Origin of the sequence: Nesterenkonia ebinurensis (assembly GCF_008711175.1) — a bacterium.
Classification (GTDB): Bacteria; Actinomycetota; Actinomycetes; order Actinomycetales; family Micrococcaceae; genus Nesterenkonia; species Nesterenkonia ebinurensis.
Genome location: NZ_VWNF01000047.1, coordinates 146,384 through 162,737, shown reverse-complemented (window position 1 = coordinate 162,737; position 16,354 = coordinate 146,384). Strand labels below are relative to the sequence as shown.

Annotated in this window: 11 protein-coding genes and 2 pseudogenes; 3 read left to right on the top strand and 10 right to left on the bottom strand. The window is 56.2% G+C overall.

The features are described 5' to 3' along the window. Nucleotides 1-187: 187 nt before the first annotated feature. Genes F0311_RS15150 through F0311_RS15110 form a run of 9 tightly spaced genes read right to left on the bottom strand, consistent with a single transcriptional unit; the run spans nt 188 to nt 12,204 of the window. Nucleotides 188-1,282: a mandelate racemase/muconate lactonizing enzyme family protein gene (locus tag F0311_RS15150; protein WP_150462775.1), complete on the bottom strand. Its 1,095-nt coding sequence runs from the start codon at nt 1,280-1,282 to the stop codon at nt 188-190. After that, nucleotides 1,283-2,488, bottom strand: coding sequence for an MFS transporter (locus tag F0311_RS15145; RefSeq protein ID WP_150462774.1), 1,206 nt, complete (start codon nt 2,486-2,488; stop codon nt 1,283-1,285). Nucleotides 2,489-2,506: 18 nt separating this feature from the next. Then, complete coding sequence (locus F0311_RS15140; protein WP_150462773.1) at nt 2,507-3,811, bottom strand: TRAP transporter large permease; 1,305 nt, start codon at nt 3,809-3,811, stop codon at nt 2,507-2,509. A 43-nt stretch (nt 3,812-3,854) separates the two neighbouring features. Continuing rightward, nucleotides 3,855-4,448 carry a TRAP transporter small permease subunit gene (locus tag F0311_RS15135; RefSeq protein ID WP_150462772.1) on the bottom strand — a complete coding sequence of 198 codons (594 nt, stop codon included), beginning with the start codon at nt 4,446-4,448 and terminating at the stop codon, nt 3,855-3,857. 12 nt (nt 4,449-4,460) lie between these two features. Beyond that, a complete protein-coding gene (gene dctP, locus F0311_RS15130) occupies nt 4,461-5,540 on the bottom strand; it encodes a TRAP transporter substrate-binding protein DctP (RefSeq protein ID WP_150462771.1) in 1,080 nt (359 codons plus the stop codon). Nucleotides 5,541-5,558: 18 nt separating this feature from the next. Further along, nucleotides 5,559-7,001 carry an aldehyde dehydrogenase family protein gene (locus F0311_RS15125; protein WP_191089965.1) on the bottom strand — a complete coding sequence of 481 codons (1,443 nt, stop codon included), beginning with the start codon at nt 6,999-7,001 and terminating at the stop codon, nt 5,559-5,561. Further along, nucleotides 6,998-8,695 (bottom strand): hydantoinase B/oxoprolinase family protein, encoded by a 1,698-nt coding sequence (locus tag F0311_RS15120; RefSeq protein ID WP_150462769.1) that lies wholly within the window; start codon nt 8,693-8,695, stop codon nt 6,998-7,000. The genes F0311_RS15125 and F0311_RS15120 overlap by 4 nt, the downstream gene beginning before the upstream one ends. Next, the gene (locus F0311_RS15115) at nt 8,696-10,792 is read right to left on the bottom strand and encodes a hydantoinase/oxoprolinase family protein (RefSeq protein WP_150462768.1); all 2,097 of its coding nucleotides are present in this window, start codon (nt 10,790-10,792) and stop codon (nt 8,696-8,698) included. Continuing rightward, the gene (locus tag F0311_RS15110) at nt 10,789-12,204 is read right to left on the bottom strand and encodes an aspartate aminotransferase family protein (protein WP_191089964.1); all 1,416 of its coding nucleotides are present in this window, start codon (nt 12,202-12,204) and stop codon (nt 10,789-10,791) included. Before F0311_RS15110 ends, F0311_RS15115 begins: the two co-directional genes overlap by 4 nt. A gap of 246 nt (nt 12,205-12,450) precedes the next feature. Between F0311_RS15110 and F0311_RS19150 the strand changes: the two are divergent. From F0311_RS19150 to F0311_RS18585, 3 genes and pseudogenes are all read left to right on the top strand, one after another. Then, nucleotides 12,451-13,284, top strand: a pseudogene (locus F0311_RS19150) (PucR family transcriptional regulator ligand-binding domain-containing protein); the annotation flags it as partial. A 216-nt stretch (nt 13,285-13,500) separates the two neighbouring features. Continuing rightward, the gene (locus tag F0311_RS18590) at nt 13,501-13,824 is read left to right on the top strand and encodes a helix-turn-helix domain-containing protein (protein WP_223881413.1); all 324 of its coding nucleotides are present in this window, start codon (nt 13,501-13,503) and stop codon (nt 13,822-13,824) included. Nucleotides 13,825-13,884: 60 nt separating this feature from the next. Further along, nucleotides 13,885-14,843 (top strand): annotated as a pseudogene (locus F0311_RS18585) (IS3 family transposase); the annotation flags it as partial. Nucleotides 14,844-14,971: 128 nt separating this feature from the next. Here the strand turns inward: F0311_RS18585 and F0311_RS15090 are convergent. Then, the gene (locus tag F0311_RS15090) at nt 14,972-16,033 is read right to left on the bottom strand and encodes an IS110 family RNA-guided transposase (protein ID WP_150462764.1); all 1,062 of its coding nucleotides are present in this window, start codon (nt 16,031-16,033) and stop codon (nt 14,972-14,974) included. Between the last annotated feature and the right edge of the window lie 321 nt (nt 16,034-16,354).

Below are 16,354 nucleotides of genomic sequence, written 5' to 3'. Positions count from 1 at the left end.
TCTGCGATGAGCCGCTTTGGCTTCTAACACCTCCATGGCGATGGGCTCGGCGGCCGGGGTATGCTCCAGCAGATCCCAGGCCGTAGCCGGGATTCACTGCTTGCTGGTCCGCCAGGCGTTGTAGTGCACCCGAAACCGTAGAATCGGGGCCCGCAGTTCCTCTAGGGTGGCAGGGAGTCGCAGCTGATCAGCGTGAATAGAACTCGAGCTTCTCCTGATCTATGGTTACCCCGTTGCCGGACGCTTCTGTATTCACGTGAATGCGTCCCTGTTTGATAGAAGGAGGTTCCACTGTCACTTGATCTGTCAGTCGAGTAAAAAAATCTAGCTCCGCTGGTTCACCCGCGGTCTCCACCAGACCTCCGGCGAATGTGGCACTGGTAATCGTTCCGACCGCCGAATCGGACTGGCTTCCCACGAGAACCCTCGCCCCCAGAGCATGGGCAACCGCCGAGATGCGCATCGTTTCTGTGTACCCGGTGCGTGCGGGTTTGACAATCGCTGCCGTACATCCACCTTCCCTGAGCTGAAGCAGAGCTGTTTGAACGTCAGGCCCGCTTTCGTCGGCCGCAACGATAATGCCATGGGCGGTGAGTCGGTTTCGTCCTCTGAAATCCGTAGCACCGATTGGTTCTTCGAACAGTTCAATACCTAGTTCTTTAAGACCTCGCGCCAATGACAGAGCCTCCACCGGCTTCATACTCTGGTTCCCGTCAACGTAAATGTGGGCCTCGACTCCCGCCGCCTCCCTCACAGCAGCTACGGTCTTGAGTGACGCTTGAACATGGTGATCGACTTTTACTTTGAATGATGTGATACCGAACATCTCAATGGCTTCGCATACTTCCTCGGCGGTCTCTTGGGGAGAGGACAGACTGAGCATGCGAGTAACACGCACTTCAGGCGAGGTGCCTCCCAACAGCTTCCATGTGGAAGTGCAGGAAGCCTTTCCTCGAAGGTCATGAAGAGCAATGTCGAGCGCCCCTTTTGCGGTGTTATTGGCTGCCACACGGGAGATACGCTCCCAAATCACGCCAGTGGCATAAGGGCTTAGTCCTACAATTGCCGGCTCAAACCACTGTTTTATAGCGGTAAGGATGGAGGACTGAGATTCACCGTAGATCATTGGACGGGAAGACGCTTCCGCCACACCCGAAATTCCCTCGTCCGTAAAAACTTCAATCAGAACATGGGATGCTTCCGTAAGGACGCCACTCGCCATAACGAACGGGCTGTGATACGGGATATTGAAAGGGGTAACACTTATGCTCGATATACGCATTTACTGACTCCATTGGGCAAATGACGGGCTACGAGAGCCCCGGCCCACAAAAGAGATAGCGAGACAGACTAGAAGAGCACCTGCAATTCCTGCGCTCATGGCACTCCAGCCGTACCTCTCGAAAACAATCCCCAGAACCCATCCTTGGAAACTTGCGCCAATATAGAAGCAGATGGTGAACAAGGCACTGGCCTGGGAGCGATAGGACGCTTCGGCAACCTCCCCCAATGTGGCTAATCCTGCTCCATGTGCGACAAAGAAACACGCGGTGTAAAGTACAAGCCCGCAGGCGACCAGCCACAGCATGTGCGTGAGCATACCTCCTAAGCCAATAAACATTCCCAAGGCACCTATGAGCAGGGTCGCTTGATGCCCATGTTTGGTCAAGAACCCAGGCGTGAAACGGGACGATATCATCCCAGAGAAATATGCAAGGAACAGCAACGCTGCACCCGTGGAGGACAGTGAGAATGGCGGCGACTGCACTCTGAACCCCAGGTAGTTGTAGACGGTGATAAAAACGCCAGTTACGAGCAGTGCTTGAAGGTAGAGGATCCAAAGCTGCGGTACACGCAAGGCCGAACCTAAACGCCTAAACTGGGATAATCCCGGTGAAGCCGGAGACGAAAAAACTTTAGGGATCGCAAATACGAATATCATCGCTGCAAGCAATCCTACTAAAGCCGGAATGAAGATTGCTCCCCTCCACCCTAATTCCGGACCCAGTGGTCCGGCAATAACTCGCCCGCTCGCACCGCCCACTGCCATACCGGCCACATATGCGCCCGCCCCGGTTGCAGCGCGGCGGCCCGAAAAGCTTTCTCGGACATATGCGACTGTCAGTACGGGAACTCCGGCCATTGTGGCGCCAGTCAAGAAGCGCAGACATAGAAGGATCTCTAAATTCGGTGAAAAGGGGGAAATCAATCCTAACGCAGTCGAAACGCCGACGGCGGTAAGCATGCTCTGCAAACGACCGAAACGGTCCCCAGCCCACGCCCAGGGTAGAACGCCTACGGCGATTCCCGAAGTAGCAAACGACATGGTCAACGCGGCATCAGCCGGTGTGATGTCAAGATCTCGGGCCACTTCCGGAAGCACTCCCTGAATGGCGTAAATTTGCGTGAAGACCGCCACACCCAAAGAAATTAAACTGAGCTGAATCCGAAATGTCCCCTCGTTGTGAGTAGGTGCTTCTGTGGTCATACTTTTATGGTCCGAGAATCATGAGGATGCTGTTTCGGGCAGAAACAGTGCGATAGCCGGGAAGAGCACCAGGATGGTGAGAGTTACCAGCTCCAGGACGAGGAACGGCCAGACTCCGCTGAACGTCTCCTTCAGCGTGATAGGAACTGGGGAGGAACTTTTCACAACAAAGACGTTCAATCCCACTGGTGGGGTCATCAACCCGATCTCTGCGAGCTTCACGGTGATGATTCCAAGCCAAATGGGGTCGAAACCTAGGTTCATCATCAAGGGGAACATGATTGGCAAAGCAAGCACCATCATCGAGTATCCCTCGAGGAACATCCCTAAGGCGATGAAGAGAAGGATGTATATCAGGAGATAAACCCAACTGGGAAGTCCGGCATCTTCAAGGGTCCTGGATACGACCGAGACGAGTCCTGAATAGCTGAGGAATCGAGCGAATACTGCTCCACCTACGATGATGATCATCAATGAGCTGGTCTGAGCAGCAGCGTCGACAAAGCTATTGCGTAGTCCTTTTACTTTAAGTTTTTGTTGGACAACTGCTAGGAGAATCGCAGCCGCCGATCCCACAGCTGCAGCTTGAGTTACCGTAAAGAAACCTTGGTATATTCCGCCCATGACGATTGCGAAAATCACGACGATTCCCCAAAGACTGCGCATCGAGGAGATGCGCTCCCACCAGGAGTACCGTTCATCATTTGTCGGCGCAAGTTCGGGTTTGAGCCTCACTCCGAGGTTCACGCCCACGCAGTAAACAAGGATTGTCAGAAGACCCGGGAGCAGTCCAGCAGTTAGCAGCATCGCCACAGAAGACTCCGTGATGATGCCGTACATCACCAACAACATACTGGGAGGAATCATGCTGGCAACGGTGCCTGCAGCTGCGATGCTTCCAGCTGCGAGACGCTTATCTACCCCACGTCGAACCATTTCAGGAAGCGCTACCTTGCTGAATACACCAGCCGCTGCCACGGACGAACCGGTAATAGCCCCGAAGATACCACTTGCCAAGGTCGTGGCATTCACACTTCCGCCTCTAAGCCCTCCAACCCAGCGGAAGGCCACATCGAAGATTTCTTTGGTATAATCGGCCCGGTAAAAAACCATCCCCATAAGAATAAACAACGGAATAACCGAAAGGGATTCTATTGCTGACGCACTATAAGGCATGGCCGACAGTTGGGCCCAAGCCGTATCGAAGCCTGCCAATAGGAAGAGGCCGACTCCTCCCGAAATCAAGAGGGCAAACCCGACGTGCACACCCAGCAGAAGGAGCGCCAGACATAAGGCGATAATGCCACCTGCTATGGGATCCATGGGAGTTCTCCTTGCATATAATTAAGTCTCTAAGAACACGTGCTCAGACCACGGGCCCCTGGGGTACTTCAGTTCCGGTGTCGTTCATCGGTTCAGCTTCAGGGGGGCGAACGATATCGCGAATCGCGTCCAATACGAACTGAAGAGCCAGTACGCCAAGAGAAAATGAGATGGCGAACTTCGTGGGATAAACGGGGAATTGAACCGCGCCGGGGGTCGTCTGTCCGATCTGCCAACTTTGTACTGCGGCCTCCCACGTGGCCAGCATGAGCAGCACTGCGAAGGTGGCCATAATCAGCAGAGCTAGAACTGAAGCATAAGTGCGCAGTCGAGCCCCCAAGAAGAAGGTAAGGAGTTCAACTTTAATGTGCTCCTTGCGGTGCTGTACGTAGGCCAATCCCCCGAACCCAATAACCGGCAGCAGGTTAGCGCGCATCTCTAGGGCCCCAGTGATCGGCTGACTCAGCAACCGACCACTGATCGCATCCGTTGCGCTGATGATCAAACTCACCGACAGGGCGGTGGCCACTAAGCACAGAAGGGTGATCGACATCGCACTGGTGATCCGGCGTAGGGCGCGGTCGACAAGTAGTCGACCCCGCCCCACGCCATCGCTCGATTTATTGTCAGGAGACATGGCACACTCTCGTTAGAATTCGGTGATCTCCCGGACCTGTTCCGCAAGCGCACCGACGTCTAGGTCCGGGTGAGAATCCTCGACGAGGCTGCTCCACCACTCAATAGAATCCGGTGCTTGTTCGATCCATTCTTGGAGGTCTTTCTCTGGAAAGGACTCGAAGGTCATGCCCTCAGACGACAGTTCCTCGACGAGGTTTTCTTCTTCCTGGATAGCGTTCTCGAAATACCAGTCCTGGGTCTCTTCCGCGATGGACAGAATATCCTCCTGCTCCTCTTCACTCAGACTGTTCCAGACATCAAGATTCATCGTGGTCGTGTGCCCATTCCCTAACCAGAAGATGGGACCGCAAGCGTAGGGAGCCACTTCATGTAAATCCTGTGACACGATGTGCGCCGCGGCCACTGTTAGATAGTCGACATTCCCTCGTTCGATCGATTCGTAGAATTCAGCGGCAGTCAGCGAAACAGGCGTCGCTCCGATAGCTCCTAAGGCGGCCGGATAGGTCTCACCGAGTGACCGTACTCGTGCACCTTGAAGGTCCTCCAACGAACAACCTGGTTCGGGGGACACCAGGTAATAAGGAGCGAGTGCCTGGTGAAGCAACCCGACTTGGTTGTGACTCTCGAGTTCCTCCTCAAAGGGATCACTATTGAAAACCTCATTGACAAGTTCCCGTTGAGTTTCGAGTCCCTCAACTGAATCTGAGGTCCAGAACCCGGCCGTTTGGAGAGCATGAATAGGAAAACCTTCAACGCCGTAGTGAGTAACTACAAGCCCGATGTCCAGTGCTCCAGCTTGCACGAGATCGGCGAGTTCGCCCGCTGCACCATAAGATTCCGACCAGCCCACGTCGATGGTCAAGCTGTTGTTCTCCGATTCGGTAATAGCATCGGCCAGCCTGCCTTCACCCTCAACCGCTGGGCCACGAGCCTGGTAGTGTCCGAAACGCAGAGTCTGTTCCTCGTCACCACCATTGTCTTCGCCGCCGTTACCCCCGCCGCATGCGGCGAGACCCGCCATTGCCACCAGCACAAGAATTGCAGCGCCTGTTGATTTGCGAGTTCGTCCAGTCTGTGACCTGCTGTTCATTAGCTTCCCCTCTTGATATCAGTACGGATAATCCGCTTTCAGGCGGACACCCATGAACTTTATTTCTGTCATTTCCTCAAGGGCGTGCTTTACTCCCTCAGAACCAAGACCGCTCCCCTTTCGGCCGCCGAATGCATGAAGGTCGTGCCGCACTCGGCTTGACTCGTTGATTTGTACGCCACCGAATTCAAGCGCGGTGAAGAAAGAGAACGCGCGGTCAATAGTGCTAGTGAAAACACCTGCTTGGAGACCATAAGGGGTACTATTAGAAATATCCACAGCCTCTTGGTCTGTTCGGAAGGGAATCAGTTCCACTACAGGGCCAAATACCTCCCTGGTCGCCAGCTTCACGTTCTGAGGTACGTTTGCTAAAACGGTGGGCTCAACGATACGAGGAGCAAGTCGGTCCCCCCCGCAAAGGATAGAAGCTCCCGATGCCTGAGCTTCTTGGATCCAATCGTGCACCCGCTGCGCGGCGTCTTCATCAATCATGGGCCCGACCACAGTATTCAAATTATCGGGGTCACCGACACACAGATCCTTAACGCGGGGAACATAGGAAGCGACAAAGTCATCCCATACTTGCTCTTGAACAAGGACGCGCTGAGTTGCGATGCATGCTTGGCCGGCGGTCCCAAAACCACCTCGGAGTAGACGATTCGCAGCATCGTCGAGATCAGCGTCGTCACAAACGATCGTCGGTGCCATGGAACCCAGTTCCAAGACCAGCTTCTTTACCCCGGAAACCTTGGTGATGGCCTGTGCCGCCGCCAAGCTTCCGGTGAAAGTCACAACACGCGGAATGTCGGAGCTAACGAGTTGCTCTCCGGCATCGCTCCCTCCCTGGACCACGGAGATAGCACCAGTTGGCCAATCGAGTTGGATGAGCTCACGCATCGCAGTCGTGGGCGCTTGGGCGGCATTAAGCGGCGGTTTGAGAATTACAGGGCACCCCGCTCCCAAGGCAGCGACGACTTTGGAGACCGACAGGTTCAGAGGCGCGTTGAATGGTGTTATGGCAACTACGACGCCGGCCGGGACTCGATACTCGAATCCGGCTTTTCCTGCTGCCGAAGCACTCGCCCCCATGGCAACGACCTCACCAGAGAGGCCCAGCAGAGCGTCAGCGGTAAGCCGCGCCACTTCTATCGAACGATGAACCTCGAGCTGCGCCTCGGAGCGTGGTTTTCCCACATCCGCCACGATTCCGTCGACCAGAACCTGAAATTGACCCTCGATACGCTCACTGAATTGCCGGAGCAACGTAGCCCGCTTGTGTGCTGGATAATTCGCGAGTTCCGCCCGAGCACCATCCGCGGCCACAAGTGCGCTGGTCACGTTCTCCGTGGTCGCTAAAGCAACCTGAGCCGTCTGCTTTCCTGTGTAGGAGTGATAGAGACTTACGTGCTCCTTTCCACCAACCCCAGGAACCGACCCAATGATGTTATCGATCGTCCTCACTTTGCCTCCTTGCGCGTTTTGAGAGGCTGTGATTCACGGTAAGCGGGATAGTTCGCCAGGGCGGCACTCTCAGTCACCAAGCCGGCTTCAACATCTGCAGCGACTGCCTTCGCGGAACGTTCACTAGCAGAACCGTAGCCTCCTCCGCCCGAGAGCCTGAAGGAGACCACGTCCGCGTAGTCCAGGAAGTACGTTCCTTTGGAATGGAGTTCCTTCGCTGTCTCCTTGTCCGGATTGAGCACCGTCGAAGCCGAAATGCCTGGTTCACCGCCAAGTATTCCGGGAGGTTGGAAGACATGCCGCTCTCCCAAATTCGTGAGGGTCATGTCCTTGCCGAAGAACTGGATGTCCTTCCGCACCCCGAATCCGCCCCTGAACTGTCCGACGCCCGCAGAGTCCTGGATGAATGAGTGACGAAGTACGCGAAGTGGAGCAGCTGCTTCGGCGATCTCCACTGGCACGGTGTCAATATTGAACGAAGCCGACATTGCCTCAACGCCGTCGCGATCTGGTCGTCCTCCGAATCCTCCGACCACGATTTCGTAGTTCACGAATTGCTTGCCGGTTTCTGGGTCGTAGCCGCCGATAATGGGATTCGCCCAATGGGATGAGGGCGCTAAGACTCGATCTGGTATTGCCTCCGCCATGGCTTGAAAAATCACGTCCACAATACGCTGCTGCATAATCGCCCGAGCTCCACCTCCGGCCGGCGGAATAGCGCTAACAACTGTCCCCGGGGTACAGGTAATATTAATGGGCGCCATGGAGCCTGCATTTTGTGGAACCTGACCATCGTCGGCCATCGACTTGACGCTGAAGAGTGTGTAAGAGTCAAGATAGTTTCTGACAGCATTAATTCCAGAGCGAGTTTGAGGACTACTGTTGGAAAAATCAAAGTCAACTGAATCATCGTTAACTGTGACCTGAACCGAAATCTTCAGCGAATCAGTGCCGGGTCCGAAGTCATCGTAATAGTCCGTTGCAGAGTAGACTCCATTCGGCCACTTGGAGATCTCAGCGCGCATCGCCGCCTCGGAAATGCTGAGTACCTCATCACAGACTTGGCGAAACGCCGCTTTCCCTTGGTTCATCACAAGTTCGCTAAATCTCTTTTCAACCACTAAATTAGCGTTTCGCATCGCTTGAATATCCCCCAGCACAGTGTCTGGCACCCGCACATTTGCTGCGAGGATCCGATGGACGTCGCCCACCGCTTCGCCTTCGTGCCACATCAGTGTTGGAAGAAAACGAATTCCTTCCTGATAGAAGTCGAATATTCCTTCCACTTGCTGAGAACCGGGGGAGGCGCCTCCTACATCAGCCATGTGAGCACAGCTGACTGCGTACCCCATGAACTCCTTCTCTACGAAAACAGGAGTGGCCAAGAAGAAATCCAAAAGGTGGCCCGACCCCATAAAGAGGTCATTCAGTAGAACGGCGTCGCCCGCACTGAGGGAACCTCTTGGAAAGTAGTCTTCTACGTGTTTAATCACCGAGGGCATGGCTCCCAGGTGGCCCGGGCTGAAATCCCCCTGAACGATCATTCTTCCTTGTTCGTCGAAGACCCCGATCGAGAAGTCCTGTCCTTCTTGTATAGCCCCCGAGAAAGCAGTACGTTTCAGGACCCGGCCGGCGTCATTAGCTGCAGCAATCAGGCCGCGCCAGACCACGGCTCTCGTCATTGTGTCCGCCACTTAGACCACCTCATCTTCGGGTTGTTTCTGATTTACGTCGATGATGACGCTTCCGAAAGCGTCCACATGCACCTTGTCCCCGGGCAGTACCAGCGTGCTGCACTCCGAGTCCACGATCACGACTGGACCAGGGATTGGGGCGCCCCGCAATTGTTCCCGTGTGTACACAGCACACCTCACTCTGCCCCTCACTTCTGGGAAGTACACCTCACGGGTTTTGCCACTATCGGTCGGATTCGCTGTGGTATCCGCATGAGTCGCTGCCTCACTGACCTTGGAACCAGATTCAGTAACGCGAGCCACCCGGATGCTGGTGACGGTGACCGGACCTGCAGGCGGCATGGATCCGTAAAGATCCTCGTACTGGTGCTTAAACTGGTGCAGCACTTCTGCCGCGCTGGAGAGACCCATCAACGAGATCTCTAGGTCACTGCCCTGGCCTTTGCACGACATGCGGGCGAAGGTCTCGTAATAGGACCGGCTCTCTTCTGACGTGGTCTCGGCCTCACGAAGCGTTGGGTCTTTTTTGGTTTCTTCGATTCGGTTCTCAAGAGACTGCCAGGTGTTTTCATCGAAACTCTCATTGATATGGACGGTCACATCCTGTCGAAAGTCTGCCTCCAGAAAACCCAAGGAGGAGGCAACACCCGCATAAGGTGGAATGATGACCTTAGCCATGCCGAGACGCCGGGCCAGCCGGCTCGCATGGGTAGGTGCGGCCCCGCCAGTTGCGACTAGAGCGAATCCGCGGGGGTCTTTGCCCCGATCCACACTCGCGGCCCGAAGAGCGTGCTCCATGTTGAGGGTCACGGCATCGTGAATGGCCCAGGCAGCGGCGTCGGTGGTGAGCCCTAGTTCCGATCCGATCTCGTCGGAGATAGCAGCTCTTGCGGCCCCCACACTCAGTGCCAGCTCGTCCGACGCGAAATCCTCTGCTGCCAGGTAGCCCAAAGTGATATTCGCATCGGTGACCGTCGCTTGGGTCCCTCCCCGTGCATAACAGGCGGGCCCTGGGTCTGCACCAGCGCTCTTTGGACCGACTTGTACCATTCCAAGACGAGGTTGGGCAATGCTGCCGCCGCCGGCTCCGATCTCGATGACGTCGACACTCGGCACCCGAAGAGGAATTCCAGTGCCGTCTCTCAGCTGCTCGCGGTCGATCTCAATGCTTGTTCCGACCGGCAGAGGACCCGGTTCTACCAGGCAAACTTTGGCCGTGGTCCCCCCCATGTCGAAAGCGATAATGTGGTTCTCATTGGAAGCTTGAGCAAAAGCTCGTGCGGCGATGATTCCGCCTGCAGGTCCTGCCTCTACCGCGACCAGTGGTTTCTGTACCAACGCCTCTGGCGGAGTGAAACCACCGTTGGACTGCATCATGTGGATATCTCCGGTGAACCCTAAGTTCTTGAGTCCGGACGTCAGCCGGTCGATATAGGCCTGAAACTTTGGCTTGACATAAGCGTTGGCGACGCAGGTGCTGAAACGCTCGTACTCAGCGGCCATTCGAGTCAACGATGCGGATGTAGTGACTGGGACTCCGGGCAAGTACTGCTGAATCGATTCTGCTGTCTGTAGTTCGTTAGAAGGATTGGCGTATGAGTTGATGAACGCGACCGCGACTGATTCGATGCCGTCCTTTGCCATCCGTAGACAAAGGTCTTTAAGCTCCTCCTGGTCAGGCGTGGTGAGAATTATGCCATCGGCGGCTGTTCGTTCAGTTGCCTCATAGACATGTTTCCGCTCCAGGAGCGGCTTGTGACGTTCCAACTCGAGAATGCTGTAGGTGTTATACCGGGTGGGGCGCCCCATGAACATGACATCCCGGAAGCCATGTGTTACGACTAGGCCTACTTTTGCCCCAGCAGCCTGGATAATGGTGTTGGGCGCGATTGTAGTGGCGTGGACGATCGAGCCCACCTCATCGAGCTCCACGCCGTGCCGATCGAGGAGGTCTCGAGCGCCACTGAGGATGGCAGTCGAAGGATCGTCGGGAGTTGTCAAGACTTTCCCTACCTCGATTTTCTTCCGGATGGGGTGGACCAGGGCAAAGTCAGTAAAAGTTCCACCGACATCAATTGCTAGTCGCCATTCCGTCATGCGTCGCTCTCCCTCTCCTCATCAGCAATCGCTAAAACTTCGTCGAGAACGTCAAGACCGAAGTGCATCTCTTCGTCACTCACGTTGAGGGGTGGGCAGATCTGGACGCGGTTCATCGCGCTCCAAGGAAGTACCCCTCTATCCTTGGCGGCGGCCACCATCCGGGGAACGCAAGGCGGAACCTGTCCGTAGGGAGCTAGGGGCTCTCGCGTTGCCTTGTCTTTGACCAGCTCGATGGCCCAAAAAACCCCTACACCGCGAACATCACCCACTGCAGGATGGCCGTTCTTGATCTGCTCGAGTCGAGGGCCTATAACTTCTTGGCCAACACGAGCAGCGTTCTCCACCATTTTTTCGTTCCGCAGTGCGTGGATATTCGCGATCGCCGCCGCCGCCGCTAGCGGGTGCCCCGAGTAGGTCAGGCCACCTGGATACGTTTCTTCTCTGAACGAATCGAATATTTTGTCGTCCATGGCTACGCCGCCCATTGGCACGTAGCCGCTGTTGACCCCTTTAGCAAAGGTCACGATGTCGGGTTCAATTCCGTAGTGTTCATGTGAAAACCACTTTCCTGATCGGCCGAAGCCAGCCATCACTTCATCGATGATCAGTACGATGCCGTACTCGTCACATAGCTCACGAACACCCTGCATGTAACTTACTGGGTACTTGTAGATTCCAGCCGTCCCCGGGATACCTTCGAAGAGGATCGCTGCGACCTGCTCGGGCCCTTCAAATACGACGATTTCGCGAAGGTGCGCCAGGGCCCTTTCGGCCTCTTGCTCTTCTGAGTCAGAGTGGAAGTGGCTTTGATACGCGTACGGCGGCAGGAAGTGAACGATTCCATACTGGTCATCGTTCGGCACTCGCCTCTTGGGGTTGCCAGTGATGTTCACGGCCAACTGGGTTCCGCCATGGTAGGAGCGATAAGCAGAGAGCACTTTACGACGCCCCGTGTGGAGGCGTGCCATACGAACGGAATGTTCGTTGGCGTCCGCGCCACCATTCGTGAAGAGCACGTGATTAATGTCTGCCGGCAGGAGTTCGGTAATAAGTCTGGCGGCTTCCGAACGAGTCTCATTGGAATGCTGCGGCGCGACAGTGCATAGCTTGTCAGCCTGCTCTTTGATGGCTGCCAGGATTTTCGGATGCTTATGACCGGCGTTGGTGTACATCAACTGACTGGTCAGATCGAGCAGCCTGTTGCCTTCCCCATCCCATACCCAGGATCCCTCAGCGTCGAGAATCACCATCGGGTTGATCTTGTCTTGTGCGCTCCAGGTATGGAACACGTGTTGCTTGTCGAGCGTCTTACCTACTCGGCCGGCTTCGATCTGCTCGGCAGTAACCCGTTGCGCAGAGCTGGACTGAGAGGTGTCAGGAAATGAAGGTGCGTGCATCGTTTTCGCCATGCATTAAGTTTCACTGCTACGGCCCACTTGTGAAGGACTCAGCATGTCCAATTTCAAGAGAACTTCTGAATACAATGTCAAGTTAGTGTTTCCGATGGTGTTACGCCTGCGTTGAACCGTAGTGGGTTCAATTCTGTGACGTGTCCTGGGGCGGTTTCTACCGGTGGCTGCACCGGTAGAAACCGCCCCAGGACGTAAAACCATCGTTGTGCAAGCTTTACATTCTGGATACACACCATCCCTAGGATGAGGTGTATGGCTCATGCTGAGATGTGGTTCGCTCAAGAGTCTTCCGGCGGGTCCCCGAGGACACTCACTGTAGAAGAAGCGCTCAGAATGCGCCCTGTGGCGTTTGGGAACCCCAAGTTATTAACTCCCAGTGCAACCCTTAGCCGATCTGTTCGCTGGACTCACAACACCGCTGATGAGCACCCTCGTGACTTACTTGATGGTGGGGAACTTGTACTTTCCACGCTGGCCCGATATACCGAGCGACGCCCAGACCTCGAAGAGGCGCTTTCCTCCTTCCTCGACCAGCTAGATGCCGCTTCAGCCGCCGGGTTTATCGTGGAAGTTCACGAGGATCGTCCCCGCCTTCTCAAGGCCCTTGCTTCAGTGGCTCTGGAACGCGAATCACGGGTAGATGCCAAAAACCTTGTCCCGTTGCTTCGGTTCTCACGTGAAGTGAGATTCATAGACATCACTGAATGTTTGCACCGGGAAGTAATCTCGCGACAGATGAACTTTCAAGATCCATCTGGCCGATGGGATCCAATCGTGAGCGCCACGACTAACCTACTTGATGATTTAAAGGCCCCCGGTGGGCTCTCCGCCCAAGAATTGGAGGACCGTGCAGCTGTCTTGGGGATGCCACGGGACAGCAAGTATGTAGCGATGGTGCTTCGGGTTCATGAGACTTCCTCGGACTTGGCTGAGGAACGTTTGCCTCGCTTCGCAGGTCTTATCCGCGAAGCAGCATTTCATGCCCGATTCCCCGTTCTAGTGGCCTCAGGAGCAGGGCGGGAAATCTTTGTATTGGTCTCCATGCCTTCCTCGTCAAGTGAAAATATTCTGCATAAGAAGGTTGGATCGATGGTGAGCTCCATGCGTGAAGAGGTAGCTCGGAGACGCACATACAATCTCATTCCTCGTCATTTGATAGGCGTTGACGATCGTCTCAGCCGACTTGACGAGGTCCTACCCAGTCTAGGAAGAGCTGCGGGCATAGTTAGATCTGCTGCTCGCCTACCTACAGTCCTGAGTCCACACTCGGAGTCGCAGAAGCGAGGGTACGTGATGGCCGAAGATCTCGGCACCGAGGCTGTGATCGCGCACCTGACGACCAATCCAGACCTTGACTGGTTCCGAGAAAAGTACAGTTATGGCCTGACAGGAGTACATGCCCAAGATCTAAGAGAGTTGGTCTATGCGGCAGCCCGTACGGGCAATAATAAGGCAGACTTGGCACGTGAACTCGGTCTCAGCCGCACAACGTTGTATACCAGGATCCGTAAATTAGAACGGATCACTGGGGGCACTTTCGCGGGGGAACATCTGCAGAAGCTTCATTTCGCTCTTTTGTTGAATGAGAGTTCCTCATTACAACGCAACACAGTTTAGCCAGAATCTGAAGCGCCTCAGGTTTGATGCCGCATCTTTTTAAGCTGAAAGGATGCAGTCATGCCTCGAATCACCGATCCCGCTCTGAAGCAGCGGGCCGTCCGTCTGGTGCTGGACCACCAGTCGGAGTACTCCTCCCGCACCGCGGCCATCAAGGCCGTCTCCGCCCAGCTGGGCGTCGGCCGGGACTCCTTGCGCCGATGGATCACCCAGCACGAGATCGACCACGGCACCCGCGAGGGAACCTCCACCGGTGAGCTCGAAGAGATTCGCCGGTTGAAGGCCGAGAACAAGCGGTTGAAGGAGACCAACGAGATTCTGCGTAAGGCCTCGATTTTCTTCGCGGGGGAACTCGACCCCCGATCCCGCTGATCAGCGCTTTCATCGATCAGCTGCGCTCTGATGGTCATGCCGTCGAGTCGATCTGCGCCATCCTCACCGCTGAGGGGACGCCGGTCGCGGCAAGGACCTACCGAGCCTGGAAACAGGCCCACCACCAGCCGGCAACCAGGACCATCACCGACGCGATGGTCGAAGATGCCATCCGCTCTCTGGCCTATAAGCGCAAGGAGGGCGGCACCATCAAACGCACCGCTGAGGGCCTCTACGGGCGCAGGAAGATGACCGCGGCCATTCGCCGTCGCCTGCCCGGGGCCACCCCGGGTGCGGTGGATCGGGCCATGAGGACCCTGGGCCTGGCCGGAGTCCGCCGGGGTAAGGCCGCGCGCACCACCATCCCGGCTAAGGACGACACACGGGCTGGGGATCTGCTCAATCGTGACTTCACCGCCGCGGCGCCGAACCGGGTCTGGGTCGCGGACTTCACATATGTGCGCACCTGGGCCGGGTTTGTCTACGTGGCCTTCATCGTCGATGTCTTCGCCCAGCGGATCATCGGCTGGCACGCCGATACCATCAAGGCCACCGAGCTGGTGGACCTGCCCCTGCGCATGGGCCTGTGGCAGCGAGGACGCGAGGGCCACCCCGTCGAACGCGGGCAGCTGGTGGCACATTCGGATTATGCCGAGGTTTTCGTTAAGCCGAGGAATTTGCTGCTGGTTCGTGGTGCTACGGGTCGGTAGGGATTCCTCGGCTTAACGTTGCGGGTTATCGGAGGTGAACCGCCCTGGGACGGTCCTATAGAGCGTCAAGGGACCCCGAGGTCGGTTTTGAGGTCGTTGTAGACCTCTCTTGCGATGAACCGCTTGAGGCATCGCAGAACGTCCTTCTTCGAGAGCCCCTCACTCTGGCGCCGCTGCATGTAGGCACGGGTTCTGGGGTCGTACCGGAGTCGGCAGACTGCAATCATATGTAGGGCTCTATTCGCTTGCCGGTCACCGCCTCGATGCAGGCGCATGCGGTGAGATTTGCCCGAGGACACCGGGATCGGAGCAACGCCGCACAAACGTGCGAATGCTGCCTCCGAATGCAACCTGTCGATGTTCTCCCCAGCCGTGATCAACAATTGGGCGGCATGGCCGGTGCTGATCCCGACCCGGTTCAGAAGCGTGGGTGCGGCATCTTGGACCATGCCAGCCAGGTGGGTGTCCAGGGTTGCGATCTCCTCGTCGAAGCCTCTGATACGCACAGCCAATGTGCGCAGAACCAGCTTCGCGGCGTGTGTCGGTTCATCCAGTCGACCTACGTCCGCACGCAATCTCAGACATTGAACGGCTTTGCCGGCACCTGATGACGCGGTGATTCGCTCACGCACACTATTCGGGGCGGTGATCAGCAGCGCCTGCAGCTGCACCAGCGCGCTTGAACGGGCTTCGACCGCAGACTGCCTGGCCAGTGTCAGATAGCGAATGGACTCGATGAGACCTGTGGTCATCTTTGGCACCGCTGTAGCGTCACCAGCGAGGGTTTTGCGGGCGGCCGCCTCGGCGTCGATTGCGTCGCTCTTGCCGCGGCGTGCCTTGGTATGGGTGTGGGGCATATTGACTTCTCGTACATCGATGCCCTGCGCGGTGAGGAATCGAGTCAGACCAGCGGCGTAGGATCCCGTCGATTCCACACCGATCCTGTCGATGAGTCCGAATGCGGCGACCCAGTCCAGCAGGGCTATGTATCCGGGTCCGGTGGCGGGAAACTGCTGATGCCTGAGAAGGGTGCCGGTATGGGTGAGTACCGCAACGTGATGGGTGTCCTGATGGGCATCGATTCCGGCGACAACAATTTCTTGACTGACAAGAGATGGAACCGTCATGGTGAGATCGTCTCCTTCGCGAGGGCTTCGCGCTGGATGACTCTAGACCGGGTTGGGAGGACACAACAGTGACGGGTCTCGTTGCACAGGGTCCTATGAAGTCACATCCCTGCTCGATCTGGGCATCCAGGCCGTTGAGCGAGGACTCCGGGAGGAATCGACGGGTCCCAGGCAGGACAACACCGCTGGAGAGTGCGTCAGTTTGATAGGAAGCCAGACCCCTCCCGAAGTCCTCTATTCCATTTTCACTGTTTGATGGAGGCTGGTGTGTCTTGGGTTCCGAGGAGTTTGAATTTCGTGGATTCTGGTGTCCTGAGCATT